This window comes from Dokdonia sinensis (assembly GCF_003688895.1).
Classification (GTDB): domain Bacteria; phylum Bacteroidota; class Bacteroidia; order Flavobacteriales; family Flavobacteriaceae; genus Dokdonia; species Dokdonia sinensis.
The window spans coordinates 67,380-85,607 of the sequence record NZ_REFV01000009.1 but is presented as its reverse complement, the minus strand read 5'-3'; the positions used below and the strand labels follow the sequence as shown (position 1 = coordinate 85,607).

Annotated in this window: 19 protein-coding genes; 14 read left to right on the top strand and 5 right to left on the bottom strand. The window is 38.1% G+C overall.

All coding sequences use genetic code 11. The features are described 5' to 3' along the window. The 4 genes from EAX61_RS10380 to EAX61_RS10365 are packed head-to-tail and all read left to right on the top strand — an operon-like array spanning position 1 to position 2,992. On the top strand, positions 1-1,266 hold the full coding sequence (locus tag EAX61_RS10380; protein WP_121917620.1) for a hypothetical protein: 1,266 nt from the start codon (positions 1-3) through the stop codon (positions 1,264-1,266). Positions 1,267-1,269: 3 nt separating this feature from the next. Further along, positions 1,270-1,917, top strand: coding sequence for a hypothetical protein (locus EAX61_RS10375; RefSeq protein WP_121917619.1), 648 nt, complete (start codon positions 1,270-1,272; stop codon positions 1,915-1,917). 35 nt (positions 1,918-1,952) lie between these two features. Continuing rightward, positions 1,953-2,528: a hypothetical protein gene (locus tag EAX61_RS10370; protein ID WP_147448364.1), complete on the top strand. Its 576-nt coding sequence runs from the start codon at positions 1,953-1,955 to the stop codon at positions 2,526-2,528. A gap of 11 nt (positions 2,529-2,539) precedes the next feature. Beyond that, a complete protein-coding gene (locus EAX61_RS10365) occupies positions 2,540-2,992 on the top strand; it encodes a DUF6252 domain-containing protein (protein WP_147448363.1) in 453 nt (150 codons plus the stop codon). 66 nt (positions 2,993-3,058) lie between these two features. On the opposite strand, the gene EAX61_RS10360 is transcribed toward EAX61_RS10365, so the two are convergent. Beyond that, positions 3,059-3,526 (bottom strand): ankyrin repeat domain-containing protein, encoded by a 468-nt coding sequence (locus EAX61_RS10360; protein WP_121917616.1) that lies wholly within the window; start codon positions 3,524-3,526, stop codon positions 3,059-3,061. A gap of 179 nt (positions 3,527-3,705) precedes the next feature. Here EAX61_RS10360 and EAX61_RS10355 point away from each other — a divergent pair, with 179 nt between their 5' ends. The 10 genes from EAX61_RS10355 (at position 3,706) to EAX61_RS10310 (ending at position 13,198) form a co-directional block, all read left to right on the top strand. Next, positions 3,706-4,356, top strand: a complete 651-nt coding sequence (locus tag EAX61_RS10355; protein WP_121917615.1) for a DUF2459 domain-containing protein — start codon at positions 3,706-3,708, stop codon at positions 4,354-4,356. A gap of 138 nt (positions 4,357-4,494) precedes the next feature. Then, on the top strand, positions 4,495-6,471 hold the full coding sequence (locus tag EAX61_RS10350) for a histidine kinase dimerization/phosphoacceptor domain -containing protein (RefSeq protein WP_121917614.1): 1,977 nt from the start codon (positions 4,495-4,497) through the stop codon (positions 6,469-6,471). 2 nt (positions 6,472-6,473) lie between these two features. Next, the gene (locus EAX61_RS10345; RefSeq protein WP_121917613.1) at positions 6,474-7,289 is read left to right on the top strand and encodes a response regulator transcription factor; all 816 of its coding nucleotides are present in this window, start codon (positions 6,474-6,476) and stop codon (positions 7,287-7,289) included. A 100-nt stretch (positions 7,290-7,389) separates the two neighbouring features. Further along, complete coding sequence (locus EAX61_RS10340; protein WP_161555218.1) at positions 7,390-8,238, top strand: CsgG/HfaB family protein; 849 nt, start codon at positions 7,390-7,392, stop codon at positions 8,236-8,238. Then, positions 8,238-8,708: a hypothetical protein gene (locus EAX61_RS10335; RefSeq protein WP_121917611.1), complete on the top strand. Its 471-nt coding sequence runs from the start codon at positions 8,238-8,240 to the stop codon at positions 8,706-8,708. The genes EAX61_RS10340 and EAX61_RS10335 overlap by 1 nt, the downstream gene beginning before the upstream one ends. A gap of 14 nt (positions 8,709-8,722) precedes the next feature. Then, a complete protein-coding gene (locus EAX61_RS10330; protein ID WP_121917610.1) occupies positions 8,723-9,595 on the top strand; it encodes a DUF6175 family protein in 873 nt (290 codons plus the stop codon). Between the two features lie 6 nt (positions 9,596-9,601). Beyond that, entirely contained in the window at positions 9,602-10,540 is a 939-nt protein-coding gene (locus EAX61_RS10325) for a hypothetical protein (RefSeq protein WP_121917609.1), read from the top strand. Between the two features lie 57 nt (positions 10,541-10,597). After that, positions 10,598-10,963 (top strand): hypothetical protein, encoded by a 366-nt coding sequence (locus EAX61_RS10320; RefSeq protein WP_121917608.1) that lies wholly within the window; start codon positions 10,598-10,600, stop codon positions 10,961-10,963. A gap of 35 nt (positions 10,964-10,998) precedes the next feature. Next, entirely contained in the window at positions 10,999-12,531 is a 1,533-nt protein-coding gene (locus EAX61_RS10315; RefSeq protein WP_121917607.1) for a T9SS type A sorting domain-containing protein, read from the top strand. A gap of 154 nt (positions 12,532-12,685) precedes the next feature. Next, on the top strand, positions 12,686-13,198 hold the full coding sequence (locus EAX61_RS10310) for a DUF1440 domain-containing protein (protein ID WP_121917606.1): 513 nt from the start codon (positions 12,686-12,688) through the stop codon (positions 13,196-13,198). 63 nt (positions 13,199-13,261) lie between these two features. On the opposite strand, the gene EAX61_RS10305 is transcribed toward EAX61_RS10310, so the two are convergent. The 4 genes from EAX61_RS10305 to EAX61_RS10290 form a co-directional block, all read right to left on the bottom strand. Then, positions 13,262-14,404 (bottom strand): methionine aminotransferase, encoded by a 1,143-nt coding sequence (locus EAX61_RS10305; protein ID WP_121917666.1) that lies wholly within the window; start codon positions 14,402-14,404, stop codon positions 13,262-13,264. A 158-nt stretch (positions 14,405-14,562) separates the two neighbouring features. Next, positions 14,563-15,945, bottom strand: a complete 1,383-nt coding sequence (locus EAX61_RS10300) for an MATE family efflux transporter (protein WP_121917605.1) — start codon at positions 15,943-15,945, stop codon at positions 14,563-14,565. A 29-nt stretch (positions 15,946-15,974) separates the two neighbouring features. Further along, the gene (gene hemH / locus EAX61_RS10295) at positions 15,975-17,015 is read right to left on the bottom strand and encodes a ferrochelatase (protein ID WP_121917604.1); all 1,041 of its coding nucleotides are present in this window, start codon (positions 17,013-17,015) and stop codon (positions 15,975-15,977) included. Between the two features lie 202 nt (positions 17,016-17,217). Continuing rightward, a complete protein-coding gene (locus EAX61_RS10290; RefSeq protein WP_121917665.1) occupies positions 17,218-18,111 on the bottom strand; it encodes an AraC family transcriptional regulator in 894 nt (297 codons plus the stop codon). Positions 18,112-18,228 lie beyond the last annotated feature (117 nt).

The window sequence follows — 18,228 nt, the reverse complement described above, 5'->3', positions numbered from 1 at the left end:
ATGAGAAAATATATCATACTAACGATACTGGTTTTTGTTTCCGCTTTCGCGAAAGCGTACTCAGAACCAATAACACAAAATAATAAGACCGAAACTCCTGCGGTAGATTGGACAGGAACCTACCGAACAAATCATGGAGATATTATCTTACACCAAAAAGGAAATTATGTCGTAGGCACTTACGGAAAAGTAGGCGCCATAAGATCTACACAAAATTCTGGTAATGTAATACGTGGCATTTTTTACAATAATGGAAACGAAGGAGAATTTCAATTTACAAAAACCAGCCAAGGGTTTAATGGGGCCTGGAGGTGGAAAGGCTCATCATCGCAAGGAAAATGGAACGGTACAAAAATAGCCGATATGAAACAGCATTACCTAGAAGGCGACTGGAAGACCAATTTTCAAAACATCTATTTTGTGCACAGTCCTACGGGAATAGTGGCCGGTCACTATGGCAATAATGGTGGAATGATATGGGGAAAGTATGATGTAACGTATAGCAAACTCACGGGTAACTACACTACAAAAGAGGGTGCAAAGGTAGAGGATTTCTCAATGAACTTTATCTCAAATAATGAATTTAAAGGAAGGTACAATAACACAAACACGGGCAGTTGGAACGGGACTCGAGTTTTGAATACTTCGAGTACTGGTAATGCCGTGGCCTCTGGGACAAAAAAAGCCTTCCTCCTCAAGAACACCCTCAACAGCATAAAATTTAATCGCTCTAATGATATAGGAGATGGTGATATGCAAGAAGTAGGAATATCCTCCACAATGACTATAAATAATAGGGCAGTACCCTCTAAAGATGCTTCAGAAAAAAGAACAAGCGTAATTTACGATGGTGCAAAACGCAAGTGGAGCGTAGGAGAAGTAGAGCGCCCTCAAACGTCTATTGTCTTTCACATCGCTCAATCCCTTCAGAATATAGACCACAACGCTTCTTTTACAAATACATTTAATGTCCAAGATTATGGAAAAGTGCGATTTGGGGTTTGGGGAATTCCGAATAATGAATATGCAGAGCGCAAGATTAACTTAAAAGAAATACTCAAATTTTTAAGTGGCACAACGCAGGCTAATGATTATCCCATAGTACCGAATACAAGTAACCGAAGAAGAATTCCCAACACAGATGACACCTTCTGGTTAGAAACGGTGGGAGGCAACAGGTATGCAAGAGGCTATGGTGACATTTTACTGGATAGCGGGGATCTGCGCTACGGTTACCACTACACTCTAGAACTCGTAAAAGAATAAAATATGAAAAATCTAATCATACTAAGCTGTTTGTTACTGAGCTGTCTAACAAATGCACAAATCCTTTGGGATGATTTCTCAACCGGAGAAGTTGCATTATTTACCACAAAAAAGGCTTCTAAAGAGAAGATAGAACGGGAGGGAAAAACCATCATAGGCAACAAGCGCACAATACTGTATAACGTGGGAGAGAATCCGTATGACCAGCTGTTTCAGTTCCAGATAAAAGATGGATTGCTCATAAGCAGTACCGGTTTTGGCACTGCAAGTTCGATGACGGTATCCTATGGTGGGATGCGTAAAGATGCGCTCAATATGGACTTATCTAAATATAAAACCGTCAACATTTCTTTTAAAGGGAAATCCAACTTTGCACGGGTCTATCTCAATATGTGGACTAATGGTCCTAACAGAGCCTTTTGGCGCGGTAACGGAAAAGATTTAACTCCTTTTCACGGATCTATAAACGATGCTGGGCATCATAAGGGTAAAGTAATCACTATGGAACTGAGCCATTTTACTAAAAAACAACCTAGTGACGGCAGTCCCGGAAAGTTTGAAATGTCTGACGTAGACGGAATCAAGTTCGAATTTTACGGTTATCCTTCGACAGGACTTAATTATGCCATTGACAAAATCTGGGTCGAATAATCTCTGAAATCTAAATATTAATTTTTAAAAAATAAATGATGAAAAAAACAATAGTACTTACAGCAATGATTTTAGTATCCGCTTTCGCGAAAGCGCAACTTAAACCAAATACCAATATGGTTAAACCAAGAATAGAAACTGTAAAACCAGTAAACGTGTTGCAGAAAAAAGCATCTGTAAACGGGAAAATGCTTATTAAAAACAAATCGTCGCTAGAAATCAAGCTCAAGAATGGCAATGCGGTTGACCTCTTTAAAGATTTTAAAATGGGGAAATATCCTATCAATTTTAATTTTGAAGGGTTTGGGATTCCTCGTGATGAGCAGGAGCGCGGTATCGTACTTTTTGAATTTGTAACAGAACTCTACCGCAACGGAAAATTGATACGCTCGGTAAAACGTCAACCTATGCCGTTCTTTCCTGGAGAAATGCTGGAGCCTGTGGAAACCTTTGACATCATTTCTTTGCTCACTTATGCACAAGGCGACCCGCTTACAAATGGTGCATATCCTGGTAAATTAGATAAAGGGAAATACTCCATTAAGCTTAAAGCTATACCATTAGGAGTTTCGGGTGAGATTCAGGAGGTAAACCTTATCGTATGGATTTAAACATAAAAACAATGAAAACAATATTTAACCTAGGAATGGTAGGTCTACTGATCCTCTTCCTATTGAGTTGTGGCAATGACAAGAAAGCTCCCACACTAATGAAAAACACCTTTACAGCATCTGTAAATGGAACATCATATGAAGCAAAGTTTGCATCGGGATTTATATCTCCCATTACTAAGACGTTATTACTCACAGGTGCACAGGGAGATGGTGAGGATATTCAGCTGTTTTTACCTCAAGATATAGCTACGGGAGCATATACATATGAACTTCCTGTACAAGGCAAGTATCAAAAAACGGATGAAGACGCAGGAATTGCAACAGAGGGAACACTTGTCATCACCGAACACAATAAGGACAAAAAATACATTGCAGGACGTTTTGACTTCAAGACCAAACCTGTACTCACTTCAGGAAGTAGCGCCACCCTGAGTGACGGTGAATTTTCCGTACATTATTAAGAGTATAGCTTTGTATTATTAAAGTGGCTATTTAAGAAGAGTAAGAATTCTTTTTAGATAGCCACTTTATTCTTTAAGAATTTCCATTAAGTCCTTTGCTCCCTGCATCTTTGCGTGGTCGTAGGCGGTATTCCCTTTGTCGTCTTTGTGAGAAGTATTTGCACCTTGATTAACAAGAAGTTGAGCAATTTCTGCCTGAGCAAAAGTTGCCGCATAAATGAGCGCGGTGGCGTTATTGAGGTTTACTGCATTGACATCTGCACCGTGCTTTATGAGCAATTTTGCAATGACTGGATATCCTTTAAAACAAACACCCATAAGTGCTGTGTTTCCAGAACCATCCTTGGCATCTATATCTGGATTATGCTTGAGCAATTCTTCTGTAATATCTTGATTACCGTAGTAGGATGCTAGAAGTAATGGTGTGGATCCGCGTTGATCCTTTATATTTACAAGCTCTGGATGCGCCGTAGTAATAGACTTGATTGTCTCTAAATCTCCATTGCGGATGGCGTCAAAAAGTTTATCGTTCATAATTGTTGCGTACAATACATCTTAGCCTATAAAGATAAACACAAAAAAGATATCGCGCGAGGACAGTTTTAGATTACTTTATCCCGTTTAATAAGATGATACAAGATTACAATCATTAGTTTTACTTGTAGTGATATACTACGATCCTGTTAAACAAATACAATTTGGAAAACAATACAATGCGCAAACTCCTTAAAGTCATTATTAAAGTCATTGCCATTCTTATTGCGCTACCTTTAGTGTACATCCTCATCTCGCTAATTTTTACCGTTATCCCCATTTCCGAAAAAGAATCAATCGGACCTAAAACTCACACGATCTATCTCACCACAAATGGTGTACACGCAGATCTTGTGCTCCCCAAGAAATTAATCGCTCCCGAAATTTTGAACGGTCAGGTGATGCATCCCGCAGATGCCTATTTTGCTTTTGGCTGGGGCGAAGAGAACTTTTACATCAACACCCCTACTTGGGCAGATTTAAAATTTTCTGTAGCCTTTCGAGCGGCATTTTTAGAAAGTAAAACCTTGATGCACGTGACGCGTTATCGCACAGCACGAAGTAATTGGATTTCTGTAAAAATTACTGATGATCAATTAAAAAAATTAAACGCTTACATCCTGAACACTTTTGACAGAAGCACAGGAACTACACAACTTGTGCAAGGTGCCACCTATACTGCAGACCGGGACAACTTTTACCGAGCACACGGAAATTATATGTTTTATAGGACCTGTAACAGTTGGCTCAATGCTGGTCTCAAAAAAAGTGGAATGAAGGGGAGTTTATGGACGCCGTTTGATTTTGGGGTTTTAAGGTGGTATGAGTGATTTACATTACTAGTGAAAATATGGAAATTTCTGGTGGAAATCTCTAATTTATTGGGTATGAAAGGTTTTTGCGCAGTTTTCTTTTTTTGTTAAAATTTTAACAATTATATTTAGTGGCTAACTAACCCTCGACTCATTATGAAGAAGTATTTGTTTTTCTTCTTAGTACTTGCTTTAACATTTTTTCCATTCTTAAAAGGTTTCAGCCAAAATAATCAACTTGCTAAGGATATAGAATTTTCCAAAAGGAAAATTGATTCTATTTTTAACACAGGCAATATCTATGATTCTAAATCCTTTATTGACAAATTAATTAATGAAGCAAAAAAACGAAATGATATAAATTCCGAATGTGAAGGCTATATATTTCTAAGCTCTTACTGTCGCATGACAGGCGATATGTCAAATGCAAAAAAATACGCGGGACAAGCTACTAGTATTGAGGGTATATCTGCATTGAATAGAACAAAAAGCCAACTTTATCTCTCAATTGCTTATACCGAGTCTGGAGAATATCAAAATGCTATCGACATAGGTTTAAAGACATTAAAAGATGACAAAAGTGACTCTGATTTGATTTGTGTACTTTATAATAATATTGCCGCCGCCTATTTTAATTTGGAAGATGAAGAGAGCGCTCTTCATTATTACTTAAAATCCATTGAAGAGTCAAAGAAACATAAAACACAACAGGCTTTATTGATGGAACTTAATTCAACTCAAGGTCTAAGTTGGCTTTACATAGACAGAAAAGACTATAAAAAAGCAGAAACGTATCTCTTATCTGCTTTAAATATAGCAATCAAAAAAAATCTCTCTACTCAAAAAGCTCAAATAGATAGAATCCTAGGAAGGGTTTACACGGACCTTAATAATTTTGAAAAAGCACTTTATCATCAAACTGAATCACTCAATCACGCTATAAATACCGGTTATAATTTAATGGCCTTCGACCTTAGCAACCAAATATCTTGGACATACTTAAAACAAGGCAACACGTCTTTAAGCAGAGACTTTTCTAAGCAGGCGCTTTATTACGCACAACTTACACAAGATACTTTGGCAGTAAATTCAGCAACTATGGGGTTAGCAGAAGCAGAAACATCGCTTGGCAATCTAAATATTGCAAGCTCTCTTTTGGAAAACATTAGTAATGATACGATTAATCGCGAAAGATGGCCTAGTTATTTGATTACCCAACTTTACGACGCACATATCAATCTCGCAGAAGCTCAAGGAAATTACAAAACATCCTTCTACATTTTGATTAAGCAAAAGAAATATCAGGATTCTATTAAATCAGCAAGATATAATAACGATGTCGTGCAAATAGAAACCCGCTATCAAACCGAAAAAAAAGAAAAAGAAAACCTACAGCTCAAAGCCGAAAAAGCAGCGCAAGCTGAACTCCTCGCTCAAGAAAGCAAGCGTAAGTGGCAACTAGGAGGAGGGTTAGGCACTGCAGTAGTAGGCCTGGGGATATTTGCTTTTTTCTACAGGAAAACAAAAAAGCAAAACACCGTCATAGAAAACCTACAAAAAGAACTGCACCACAGGGTTAAAAATAATCTCGCCATTATAGACTCCTTTATTCAGGTAGCCAAAGACGATATTGAAGATCCCGCTGTAGATGAGAAACTGACTGACCTACAAAACAGGATAGATAGCATAAACCAAGTGCATTACCAGCTGTATGAGAGCAAAGATGTCACCCATCTCGATATGCGAGAATATATAAATACATTAAGTACAAATGTATCTCAGGCATTTGCAAACACTGATGTTGTTATAGAAAAAAACATAGGGCAAGGATTAAAGATAGAACCAGATAAGTCATTCCCTTTAGGATTGATTATAAATGAGTTCCTTACAAACTCTTATAAGTATGCATTTACAGACAGAGGAGGGAAAATAAATATTAATTTAAAAAGTGTTGATAATCAGTACCATCTTACACTTAAAGATGATGGTGCGGGATTGCCAGACGGTTTTGATTTAAAGAAAGATACTTCCTTTGGGATGCGTATTATGAAGCTACTCTCCCAGCAAATCAATGGTACCTTTGAACTAGCTAATAATAACGGGCTACAACTCGATATTCAATTCCCCAGATAACTATGCAACACGCGCACATCCTCATAGTAGAAGACGAGGCAGTCCTTTATGACAGACTCGCTCAAGCCTTGCTCAAAGAACATTTTTCTGTAGCAGATTATACGCCTAGTGTGGCTCAGGCCTTGATCGAAATTGAAAAGACAAAACCTGATGTTGTTCTTCTAGACGTTCATCTTAGAGGAGAACGGTCGGGTTTAGATTTGGGAAAAATCCTTTCGGAGAAAATGCATATCCCGTTTATTTATGTGACTAAGTATGCGGACACGGCTACATTTTTTAAAGGTTTACAAACCAATCACGAGCAGTTTATTGTAAAGACGAAGCCTAAACTTAATATAGAAGAGGTGGTGAGGGCGATACATACCACGCTTTCGCGAAAGCAAAAAAACCCCACAATCCTAACAGAAAAAAAAGGAGTGATGGGCCTTACAGACTATCTGGACGAGCTCAAGGAAAAAGGCTATCAGGATATCTCAAGAGTACCTATATTGTACGATGACATTGCTTTCTTTACCGTAAAATCAAAATACGAGAACAACCCAAAAAAGGAAACCGAAAACCTACGCGCAAACTACCTATGGTTCCAGACAGTAACTGGAAAAGAATATTACCTCAAAACTTCATTGCGCAAACTGCAGGAACAACTCCCAGAGCAGTTTGAACGAATAAACGAGAGCTACATCGTAAATCTAGACCCACACGTACTAGAAGGTCGCATAAACGGCTCAAGACTAGCAGTGGCAGGGATGGCGCTCTCTATAAAGGAAACCTATAAGGACGCTGTGCGCAATAAGATCGAGGCGTTGTATTTGGGATAATCCAGATTTTCACTAGCTAGAAACCTTTTTTCACTAGGAGTTTTTTGAGAGTATTTAATCTATGATTTTTAGGGCTTTATTAAACCTAAATCATACGATTATGAAAAGAATTTTATTGCTATCCTTTGTAATATTCTCTCAAATAGCATTAAGCCAAAAAACGTCTATAGCTCTATTACCATTCGAAAGTCAATCCTCTTTAAGTCCGCAAGCAAATGCGATTTACGATCAAGTAAAAGAAGCTTTTGTTGCTACAAACCGCTTTGATATTGTAGATAGAAGTAATTATTCTAAAATTAACTCAGAAAAAGAACTTCAAAAGACTGAGGCTTTTATGAACTCAGATGTTATTGCTCAAGATAATTCTAAAGGAGCCCAACAGCTGGTCGCTGGCAAACTTATTTCTTACAGCAACAGACTTATGCAAACAGAAAAGTCTGCCTACTATAAATGCAATGTTTCTTTTAGCCTTGATGTTCTGGATGTGGAGACCGGACAAGTCATTCATTCAAAAACGATAACACCTAAGGATTCTTTTATGGGAAGTGTCTTAAAAAGTTCTATGGGCGGCAATAGCAGTCCTGAGGCCGCATTTGGCAACACGCTTGTAAGGATGCAAAAATATATAGATGAGTTTATTCAAGATTATTTCCCCGTAGAGACACAGATTATTGATATTCAGGAAGTTAAAAAAGACGAAGCTAAAAACGTTCTAGTAAACGTTGGAACTCAAACAGGAACTAAGAAAAAAGATGAATTCATTGTTTACGAAATTACTTTTCTTGAAGTGGGCGGAAAAAAAACGAAGCGGGAAGTTGAGATAGGCAAATTTAGAATTGACGTAGTTGAAGGTGCCGAAATTTCTTCGGCCAAAGTAACAAAGGGTGGAGAGGCAATTCTTGAAAAATTTAAGTCCAATGCTAAACTCATTTGTAAATCTACATTATAATGAACTATCTCAAAACGATAATACTCTTCCTGACGTGTGCTCTTTTTACAGTAAGTTGCGGTTCCAAGAAGGATTTTGACTTTGCATCGGCAGAAGTTGCTTTAGTGGCAAACGAGGGCTACGAAACCGCTACATTACGCAGCACAGGATACGGGAATTCTAAAGATGAAGCACTCTATCAAGCAGAGAAACTAGCGTTCGAAAATCTATTTTTCAGAGGTTTTCCTAACTCTAATTTTAGGAATCCCATCATTGGATTAGATCGCAATGCCATTGAGAAAAAACATCCGACCTTTTTTGATGAATTTTATGGAAACACGATGCGCACATTTATCTCTTCGTCCTATCAGTCTACCCCTTTTCAGAAATCAAAAGGTACACATATCACAACAGTCGATCTGACCATAAATGTAAATACATTAAAAAAATACCTTGAGGACAAAGGTATCGTAAGACGTTTTGGCCTTTAAAATAAATTATGAAAATGAACATAAACACACGTATTATCGTCCTATTCTTGATGACGGCAATGACAGCGTTTGCTCAAGAGACTCGTACAATTCAACCTAGTGTTATGGTGATCCCTAGAGCATCAGAAGGAGAAGACCTACGAACCATAATTGACGCGCGCCCAGAAATAAGAGTTGCTATCTCAAGTGTAAAACAAGGGTTTGACGCTAGAGGATATGACACAAAAGACTTTGAAACACTATTAAAGGCGCTCTTAAGAGATGAAGCTGTTACACAGGACAATCAATCAGAATTTAGAAATCGTATTTTCCAAAATGCTGGAACAGACATTGTTGTAGAGATTGATTTTATGCTCAATAAGTCAAGCTCTGGAAATTCTGTGCGCATTGTTTTAGAGGCAAACGAAACGGACTCAGGAAACTCACTTTCTAGTAAAATTTGCGAGAGCAATAAGTTTTACACAGAAGATATTGGAAAACTTTCTGATATGGCTATCAAGTCTTGCATCGAACCTTTTTTAGAAACGATGAATGAAAAATTTGATGGTATTGTAAAAGATGGCAAACGAGTAAAGATAGACTTCAGTTTTGATCAAGATTCAGAATGGACAATGAACAGTAATGTTCCTTCCAAAAATGACAAGCTCAAATACATACTTGAAGACTGGCTTTACGAAGAAGCTTATAAAAACTATGCTCAAATTACCACAGTCACAGACACTAAAATGGTGGTAGAAGAATTTAGGTATCCTCTTAGAGATCCCAAAACAAATAAAAATAACACGCCTCGAACTGTAGAGCGTACCATAGATAGATTCTTTGGGAGACTAGATATCCCCGTACAAATAGACAATAAGAACAGTACGCTATATGTAACTATTAAATAAAAATTTATGAAAAAGCTTTTATATATATTCTGTTTTACTTTTGGCCTTTTCCAAGGTTTTGGACAATCCGAGTCATCTGAGAGTACTATCTCCTTGTCTGTTGTGCTACCAGACAATACTGATCAATTGCAACCATCGCATATTTCAAAAATGGAGAGCAAAATTCAAAAAATGGTGAGCAATTATGGTATATCAGGACAGGGATATACTAACAACTTTGTCATTTATCCCAAATACGAAATATACGACCATACCGTAGTTGAGGGGATGAAAAATGTACACGTGGTTAATGCGGAGTTTAATCTTTTTATCAAAGAGATGAAAACGGGGAAAGTTTTTAGCATTTATAGCCAGTCACTTAAAGGAGACGGCTATAACCGCAAGCAAGCCGTAAACCAAAGTATCTCTAGTATAAAAACAAGAAATGACGACATAAAGGCATTTCTTGATGATGCAAAAGAAAAAATAGTTTCCTATTATATCCAAAACTGCGATCAAATATATAATGATGGCTCATCACTAATTACACAGAAACGATACAGGGAGGCCATTGCACTACTCTACAGCGTTCCTAAAGAGGTAGGCGCTTGCTATGAGAAAATAAGAGCAAAGACTGATGAGGCTTATATTGCATATCAAGATCAAAAATGCGCAGAAACGATCCAGAAATCACAAACGGCCATTGCGGCAAATAATTATAATAGTGCTCTCACTTACTTATCGAGAATCGACCCATCATCATCTTGTAATGGTAAATCTCAGTCCCTAATAGCAAGTATAAGCACGAAGGTGGATGAAAAAGAAAGAGAACAGCTGGCACAACAAGAACGCTACAGGAAAGACCGCAAAGAACTTGCGCGCCTAAGAATGGCAAACGCAAAAGAGATTGCACTCGCTTATTATAAAAGTAAACCTCAGACTGTCATTTACAAAAGCTTGTTTTAGTAATAAAACCCTTATAGGCTTCTTTTTGTAAGGGTTAAAACTTAATAAATAGACAAAATGAAAAGCATATTAATAATCACGACTATTTTTTTATTCCTTACGAGTTGCAGTACCGATGACTCAGAATCAGATGAGTCTACTTTTGTATTATCTGGAACGAGTTGGGTAGGAACTGGGGAAACAATTCCTGAACGAACAATTACATTTACTTCAGAGCAAAACTACACGTACATAGAACCTGGAGCTGGAGGAACAATCAGGGGAACTTATATATTTTCATCTTCAACAAAATTAGGTGAGATTACAGATGATTTTGGTACCGTTCCATTTACAATTAATAACGACCTTTTAATCATTAATTATGACTTGGGAACAGATGGTTATGTAGATACAAATGGTCAGGAAACATTTATTCAAGAGTAAAAATTAATCTGGAGTTCACACTAAATAAAATCACATTGAAAAGTCTATTTTTTATTATTTTAATTGGGTTTTCAACAACCGTATCAGCTCAAGAGTTTTACCAGTCCCAAAAAACTGTTTCGGCAGATAGGATGGAGGACGACATATTTGGTCAAGCAGTTTCCATAAATGGGGAATATGGATTAATAGGAGCAAGTCTCAATGATTTTGACGAGAATCAAGAAAATGCTCTTGCCGATGCTGGGAGCGCATATTTTTTCAAATTTGAAAATGATAATTGGGAAGAGGTTCAAAAAATAGTTCCCTCAGATAGGGCTGAAAATAGTCATTTCGGACACGCAATCGCACTATCTTCTTCAATTGCCGCAATTGGAGCAAGAAATAAAGATGATAATAAAGGCGGCGCCTACATATTTGAACTGGAAAATGAGATTTGGCAAGAAACTGCGATACTTCAACCCACAGATGATACTAGTCGCGGAAGATTTGGAACGAGTATAGCAATATATAATGAAACAGTAGCCGTAGGCGCATCTGATCAAAATGAAAGGAGAGGCGCTGTTTATATTTATGAAAAAAATGGAGATTGGACAGAAACACAAAAACTGATAGCCTCAGATGCTATGCCGGTAGATGGTTTTGGGACAAAAATTGCCTTTTTTGATGATATGATAGCCATAAGTGCTCCTTCTCACGAATTTGATAGTAATGGACAGAACCCTATCCAAGCAGCGGGAGCCATTTATATATTTGAAAAGGACAACAGCGGTCAATGGAATGAAACACAAAAAATAGTAACTTCAGATAGAGCTTTAGGTGATCTATTGGGTTCTGACATAGCTCTTAATGAAGATTATCTAATCGTAGGAGCATCAGATGAGGATGATGACGAAAACGGACAAAATGAAATTCCTTCAGCGGGATCTGTATATATATTTGAAAAAAATGCAAATAGTCTTTGGGAAGAAAAGCAAAAAGTTGTGCCTTCAGAAAGAGCACAAGTCGATCTTTTTGGAGGTAGTATCAGTTTAGAAAATAGTACACTAATTGTAGGTGCTAGACAAAATGATTCTAACGAAAATGGGGAAGCTACCATTCCCAATAGCGGATCTGTTTATATCTTTAAAAATAACGGGGATAGCTGGGAAGAAACACAAAAGATTACTGCTAATGATCGTGGCGAAAATGATTTATTCGGTTATAGCACTGGAATTTCAGAAGGAACAATATTAATTACCTCAAGAGAAGATGACAAAGATGAAAATGGTGAAGGAAATATTACTAATGCAGGTTCTGCTTATTTCTTTATTGATGATGTTTTGAGTATTGCAGATTTTAGAATACATAGTGACATAAAATTATATCCAAATCCCACATCCAATTTTCTAACAATCAATTTACCAGAAAACATTATTTTAAAGAAGATTTTAATAGTAGATATGCTTGGAAAACAAATGCTTTCGAGTGCAAAAAGCAGTATAGATATTTCGGATTTGTCTTCCGGTAATTACATTGTTCAACTCACTACTAATAAGGGCAAAGTGTCAAAGCGTTTTATTAAATACTAATTAACTTTCTAAAGTAAGGGGAGAAAAAGCCACCCAAAATGTTTACAGAACATTGGTGGCTTTTTTAATTATTGCTGTGGTACTAAAATTAAACATCTGTTAATCCCATACCACATTTCTAATGCTGTTTGTACTTTTATAAAAAACAACAACGATGAGCAACACTGCACTTTCCACCTGGTTAGAAAAAGATACAATGGCATCAACCGCTAGTAGGGGCGTTATTTCTGGAGTACTAGGAGGATTAGCAGGTACCATTGTAAAAGCTGCGATTGAAAGAGTGTTACCCGTTAGAAATCCAGACACCACATCTGCCCAGCTTAAACTGGTAGATGGGATTTCAGAAAAACTTACTGGAGAACCCATAAGCGCTTCTAATCGGGATCTTGCAGAGCAATTAGTTAACATACCCATAGGCGTAAGTCTAGGTGCGAGTTTAGGATATGCAAAAAAGGACAGGCCGGAAACAAATCTAGTGGAGGGTGCTCTTTTTGGTACGACTGCCTACCTTGCCACACACGAGACTTCGCTCCCATTGATGGGCCTTGAAGAAGCTCCTAAAGATATTCCCGTCAAGTTGCAGGCAAATGAGTTTCTTGCGCATGTAGCCTTTGGAGTCACAGCAGAACTTGTAAGAGGATGGGTCGCTAGACGATTAGATGACTAGAAAGCATCTAAAATTTCGCAAAAACTTGTCCCGAATTTAGTTCGGGAGCGTAGAAATCAGATCCTAAATTTCACACAAAATCGCTCCTGCCCGTCTGAGCACATCGTCATCCTTAGCAAAGCAAAACCTTAGCATCTTAAAATCTTGCTGTCTTAGATTAAAAACTGACGTCGGGATACTCGCAACTTTAAATTCTTTAGTCAACCTTTCCGCAAAAGTGGTGTCTGACTCGTCTGTAATTTCAGAAAAACCCAACATCTGAAAATAGGTTCCTGCGCTAGGTGTGGCATTAAACCTTGATCCCTGTACAGCTTCTAAAAATACGTCTCGCTTACATTGATAAAAATCATTGAGACCTAGGTAATGGGAAGGTTCTCTAAGATATTCGGCAAATGCTTTTTGCGACGGGTGATGTACCGAAAACACGTTGAATTGATGTACTTTCTGGAATTCTTGCATAAGCTCCTTTGGTGCGACGGTATATCCCATTTTCCAACCCGTATTATGAAAAGTTTTCCCAAATGAAGCCGTTATAAAACTGCGCCTTACAAGTTCTGGATAGCGCGCCACACTCTCGTGCTGCTTACCGTCAAATACGATGTGCTGGTAGACCTCATCGCTTACTAAAATGATATCGGTACCATCAAGAATTTGTTGTAACTCCAGCATATCTTTTTTATCGAGGATAGTTCCCGTAGGATTATGCGGAGTATTGATAAACAGCATCTTAGTTTTGGGAGTAATGGCGTTTTGCACCGCGAGCCAATCTACTTTGTAGGCTGGAGCTTTAAGTTGGATAGGAACAACTTTCCCGCCATTTACTTGTACGGCTGGCTCATAACAATCATAAGCGGGTTTAAGTATAATTACCTCGTCGTCTGGTCTTATAAATGCAGAAACTATCGTATAAATCGCCTGAGTGGCCCCTGCGGTCACGGTAACATCGGTTTCTGGATGGTAATCACTCCCGTAAAGACTGTTTAATTTATTTGTTATCCTTTTGCGTAAGCTGTATACTCCTTGCATAGGTGCATACTGATTATGCCCTTCCTCCATCGCTTTACTAACCAGTTTTTGCAACTTTGTGTCACTCGCAAACCCAGGGAATCCCTGAGCCAGGTTAATAGCTGCGTGATCGTGCGCCATCTTGCTCATTACCGTAAAAATAGTTGTACCTACGTTGGGAAGTTTAGAGTCTAAATACATTTTATAAAAATTTTGAAATGTACCTCGGTTGTACATTTTAGTCTCTAAATATATTTAGAGTCCGTGGCATATCGTGAAAGTACAAATTATAGCTACTGCATACACAAAAGTTTTAAGGGGGAAAGATGCATACATCCGCTTTCGCGAAAGCGTAACCCCTACTCCTCTCCTACCACGAGATTGTTCTTAACATCACGCCTTAAGTAGTACCCAGTAACCAGGGTCGAAAGTACATCTGCAATAGGGAAGGAAATCCAAACGCCCCAAACGCCAAAGAAATTAGGCAGGATCAAAATAAGCGGAATTAAGAAAAAACCCTGTTTTGTGAGACTGAGTAATAATGCAGGTATCGCTTTGCCTATCGCCTGAAAATAAACCGCACCTATAAGTTGAATCACGATAACTGGCGTAGCAGCAAATACCCATCGCAGAGCATTAGGGGTGCGTTCCATAAGAATTTTATTATCTGCAACGGCCTGGGCATTTGCATTACTGTCGCTTATAAACCAAGAGACAAAGAAATCTGGAACAACCATTATAATAATAAAAATTGCGAGTGCAAGCCCGCCAGCATAGAGAATAGATGTATTTATGGTTTCGCGTACGCGGTCGTATTTGTTTGCGCCATAATTATAACTGGCAATAGGCATAAACCCTTGAGTAACTCCTATTACAGGAAACAAAGCAAACATCAACATCCTACTTATGATACCGTAAGTGGCAACATCCAGCGCATCCCCATAGCTTATAAGTACATTATTTAATAAAATTGTAAGTATAGAAATAACGCCCTGACGTGCAAGCGTTACCGCACTAAGACCAGAAATTTCTGAAACAACTTTCTTTTTTAGTTTGAGACACTCCGCCACGATTCTGAGTTCGCTTTTAAAAACAAAAAACCATAGGATAAACGCAAAGCAAATAGCGTAGCTTATGAAGGTGGCCCACGCGGCACCTTCCATTCCATAACCTAAAACATTAATAAGTAGGTAATCCATCCCAATATTCCCAATTGCTGGAAGAATCATGGCATACATTGCAAACTTAGGTTTCCCTTCTGCCCGTATCACATTATTTCCCATCATACACATGGCCAGCATAACGATACCATACAGCACAATACGATAGTACGTAAGTGCCATATCTTTAAAAGAGTTGTCTGCTCCAAAAAATTCAATGAGAGTATCTTGAAATACAAGTCCTAAAATGGCAAGTAATCCCGAAATAAGAAAGGTAAGTGTAATCTGATTTCCAAAAACTCGTAACGCCTTGTCATCATCTCCCGAACCTAAAGCTCGAGAAAGTACGGAACTCCCACCTATACCAACTGCAAGACCAATAGCCGCAATAAAAAAGGTGACAGGAATTACAACGGTAATTGCACTAATGCCAAGAGGCCCTATCCATCTTCCTACAAAAATGGTGTCCACAATCATATTAAGAGACATCACCAGGATCCCGATAGATGCAGGAACTGCTTGCTGTATGAGGAGTTTTGAGATAGGCTTGGTGCCTAGGGCTGTTGAGTTTTTGTTAGACAAGTTTTTAGTTTAGAATTTTCTTTGACAATTTAAGCTAAGGCTCTCCCGGATTCTACAATACCCCAATCATTAATCCAGCCAGCTATTACAGCGGCCCAATCATCACGATCATTTATACACGGTATGGTATGAAAGTCTTTTCCGCCAGCCTCATGAAAGATTTCTTCACCCTCCATCGCTATTTCTTCAAGTGTTTCTAGACAATCCGACACAAAAGCGGGTGTTGCTATAGCCATCTTCTTAAACCCTTCTTTTCCCATACGCTCTATAGTACGGTCAGTATAAGGTTGTAACCAGGGATCAAATCCTAAACGCGATTGGAATGAGGTAGAAAATGTAAGTGGTTCTAATCCTAAGTAATTCCCAACAAGTCTCGTGGTTTCATAACATTGATGGCGGTAACAAAACTCGTGCGCAGCACTCTGCGAAGAACAGCAAGAGCCGTCTATTTTGCAATGCACTTTTGTCACATCACTTTTTCGTATGTGACGTTCTGGAACCCCATGATAGGAAAACAGCAGGTGTTCATAATCTACACCTTTCAAGCTTTCGGCTATAGAGTCGCCTAATACTTTAATGTATTCAGGTTTGTTATAAAAGGGTTTTACATCTGTAATCTTCATTTTTGGGAAAAACTCAGCGCGCAGTTCTTCGGCGAGGACTACAATAGTTTCTGTTGTTGCCATTGCATAATGAGGATATAATGGCAATAGCATCACATCATCTACGCCCTGGTCGTGCAATTTTTGAAGCCCTTCTTTTATAGAGAGGGAGCCGTAACGCATTGCGATTTCAACTGGGAGATTAGTTTTGGATTGCACTTTTTCGCGTAAGCGTTGTGATAAAACAATAAGAGGTGAACCCTCGTCCCACCAGATTTTACTGTAAGCCTCTGCACTTTTTTTGGGTCTTGTATTTAAGATGATTCCTTTTACCAGTAAGGCTCTTGCGGCATAAGGTACGTCTATAACGCGTTCGTCCATTAAGAACTCACCCAAGTATTTTTTTACATCTTTTGGGTCTGTACTATCTGGCGAACCTAGATTGACCATTAAAACTCCTTTGTTCATTAGTTTGCAATTTTTCTTTAACAAAAATACGGCTTGCAAGGCATTATGCTGTCACTATAATTATAAGAATTTGTGATAGGGAAATAAGAGGGGTTACGCTTTCGCGAAAGCCGTAGTTTGCTATACAAATGTATTCTTTATCGCTACGCTCTAAAATAAAATCACTCAAACACCTGAGGCAGGTCCTTTTTTTTACATTTCCCTATCCCAAGCTCATCAAATACTTCTTAGGCGTGGTACCAAATTTCTTTTTAAATGCTGCAATAAAATGACTTGCAGTGCTATACCCCACTTTAAGACCAACCTCATTTACATTATGCGAACCCGTCTCGAGGAGTTGTCGCGCCACTTCCATTTTATAATCAAACAAGAAGCTGAAAACGGAGTCGCCATATATCTGTTTAAAACCCTCTTTGAGTTTATTGAGAGATAAACCTATCTCGTTTGAGAGCTCTGCGAGTGTGGGAGGCTCTGCCATACGTGCGATAATGATTTGCTTTGCACGTTTTATTTTTTGGACATTATCTTCATCTACTAAGAAAGGACATTGCTCCACATCTGCATCTGCAGGACGGTTAAAGTAAAGACTCAACAACTCATAACTCTTTCCTTTAAAATACAATTCCTGTATCGTGGGATGTAAGCTATAATTCATTAATTGATTGAGCACAATGGCCATACTAGGGGAAATACTACCATCCTTATAGTATTTTCTATCCTTGTTTTCGTCACTTAAGAAGCTTATATAATTTGCCTCGCGCGAGAAAAGACTGTGAAATTTCTTGATAGAAATCAATAAAGTTACCACCCACGATTCTCCCGCTAGCTCTAAATTCATAGGTAAATCTCGCTGCGGATTGTAGAGCAATAGGGAGTTTTCTTCCTGAATAGGCAATTTATAAGCCCCGTTATTAAAATTAAATACCGCCGACCCTTTAATACAAAAATGAAATTGAATAAAATTACTATCCACATCTCTTACAACACCTTGTTTTTCAACAGATTCATTGTTAAATCTCAGTACAATAAAACCATCCTCAATGCGCGTTTCTTCTATTAGGCTTTTAGCGACATTTTTTACTGATATGTGGTTCATTTTAGCTTTTCTTTTATTTAGAATGATTCTAATTAGCGATTGGGTTTGGGGGCGTTTACCCCCTATAAAATCAGCTATTGACACAAAAATAGGAAGTAATATCGTGATATATTGCAT

What these genes read in the sequence shown, in the direction of transcription:
- EAX61_RS10380 (WP_121917620.1), top strand. Translation starts at nt 1, where the DNA reads ATGAGAAAATATATCATACTAACGATACTGGTTTTTGTTTCCGCTTTC.
- EAX61_RS10375 (WP_121917619.1), top strand. Translation starts at nt 1,270, where the DNA reads ATGAAAAATCTAATCATACTAAGCTGTTTGTTACTGAGCTGTCTAACA.
- EAX61_RS10370 (WP_147448364.1), top strand. Translation starts at nt 1,953, where the DNA reads ATGATGAAAAAAACAATAGTACTTACAGCAATGATTTTAGTATCCGCT.
- EAX61_RS10365 (WP_147448363.1), top strand. Translation starts at nt 2,540, where the DNA reads ATGAAAACAATATTTAACCTAGGAATGGTAGGTCTACTGATCCTCTTC.
- EAX61_RS10360 (WP_121917616.1), bottom strand. Translation starts at nt 3,526, where the DNA reads ATGAACGATAAACTTTTTGACGCCATCCGCAATGGAGATTTAGAGACA.
- EAX61_RS10355 (WP_121917615.1), top strand. Translation starts at nt 3,706, where the DNA reads ATGCGCAAACTCCTTAAAGTCATTATTAAAGTCATTGCCATTCTTATT.
- EAX61_RS10350 (WP_121917614.1), top strand. Translation starts at nt 4,495, where the DNA reads ATGAAGAAGTATTTGTTTTTCTTCTTAGTACTTGCTTTAACATTTTTT.
- EAX61_RS10345 (WP_121917613.1), top strand. Translation starts at nt 6,474, where the DNA reads ATGCAACACGCGCACATCCTCATAGTAGAAGACGAGGCAGTCCTTTAT.
- EAX61_RS10340 (WP_161555218.1), top strand. Translation starts at nt 7,390, where the DNA reads ATGAAAAGAATTTTATTGCTATCCTTTGTAATATTCTCTCAAATAGCA.
- EAX61_RS10335 (WP_121917611.1), top strand. Translation starts at nt 8,238, where the DNA reads ATGAACTATCTCAAAACGATAATACTCTTCCTGACGTGTGCTCTTTTT.
- EAX61_RS10330 (WP_121917610.1), top strand. Translation starts at nt 8,723, where the DNA reads ATGAACATAAACACACGTATTATCGTCCTATTCTTGATGACGGCAATG.
- EAX61_RS10325 (WP_121917609.1), top strand. Translation starts at nt 9,602, where the DNA reads ATGAAAAAGCTTTTATATATATTCTGTTTTACTTTTGGCCTTTTCCAA.
- EAX61_RS10320 (WP_121917608.1), top strand. Translation starts at nt 10,598, where the DNA reads ATGAAAAGCATATTAATAATCACGACTATTTTTTTATTCCTTACGAGT.
- EAX61_RS10310 (WP_121917606.1), top strand. Translation starts at nt 12,686, where the DNA reads ATGAGCAACACTGCACTTTCCACCTGGTTAGAAAAAGATACAATGGCA.
- EAX61_RS10305 (WP_121917666.1), bottom strand. Translation starts at nt 14,404, where the DNA reads ATGTATTTAGACTCTAAACTTCCCAACGTAGGTACAACTATTTTTACG.
- hemH (WP_121917604.1), bottom strand. Translation starts at nt 17,015, where the DNA reads ATGAACAAAGGAGTTTTAATGGTCAATCTAGGTTCGCCAGATAGTACA.
- EAX61_RS10290 (WP_121917665.1), bottom strand. Translation starts at nt 18,111, where the DNA reads ATGAACCACATATCAGTAAAAAATGTCGCTAAAAGCCTAATAGAAGAA.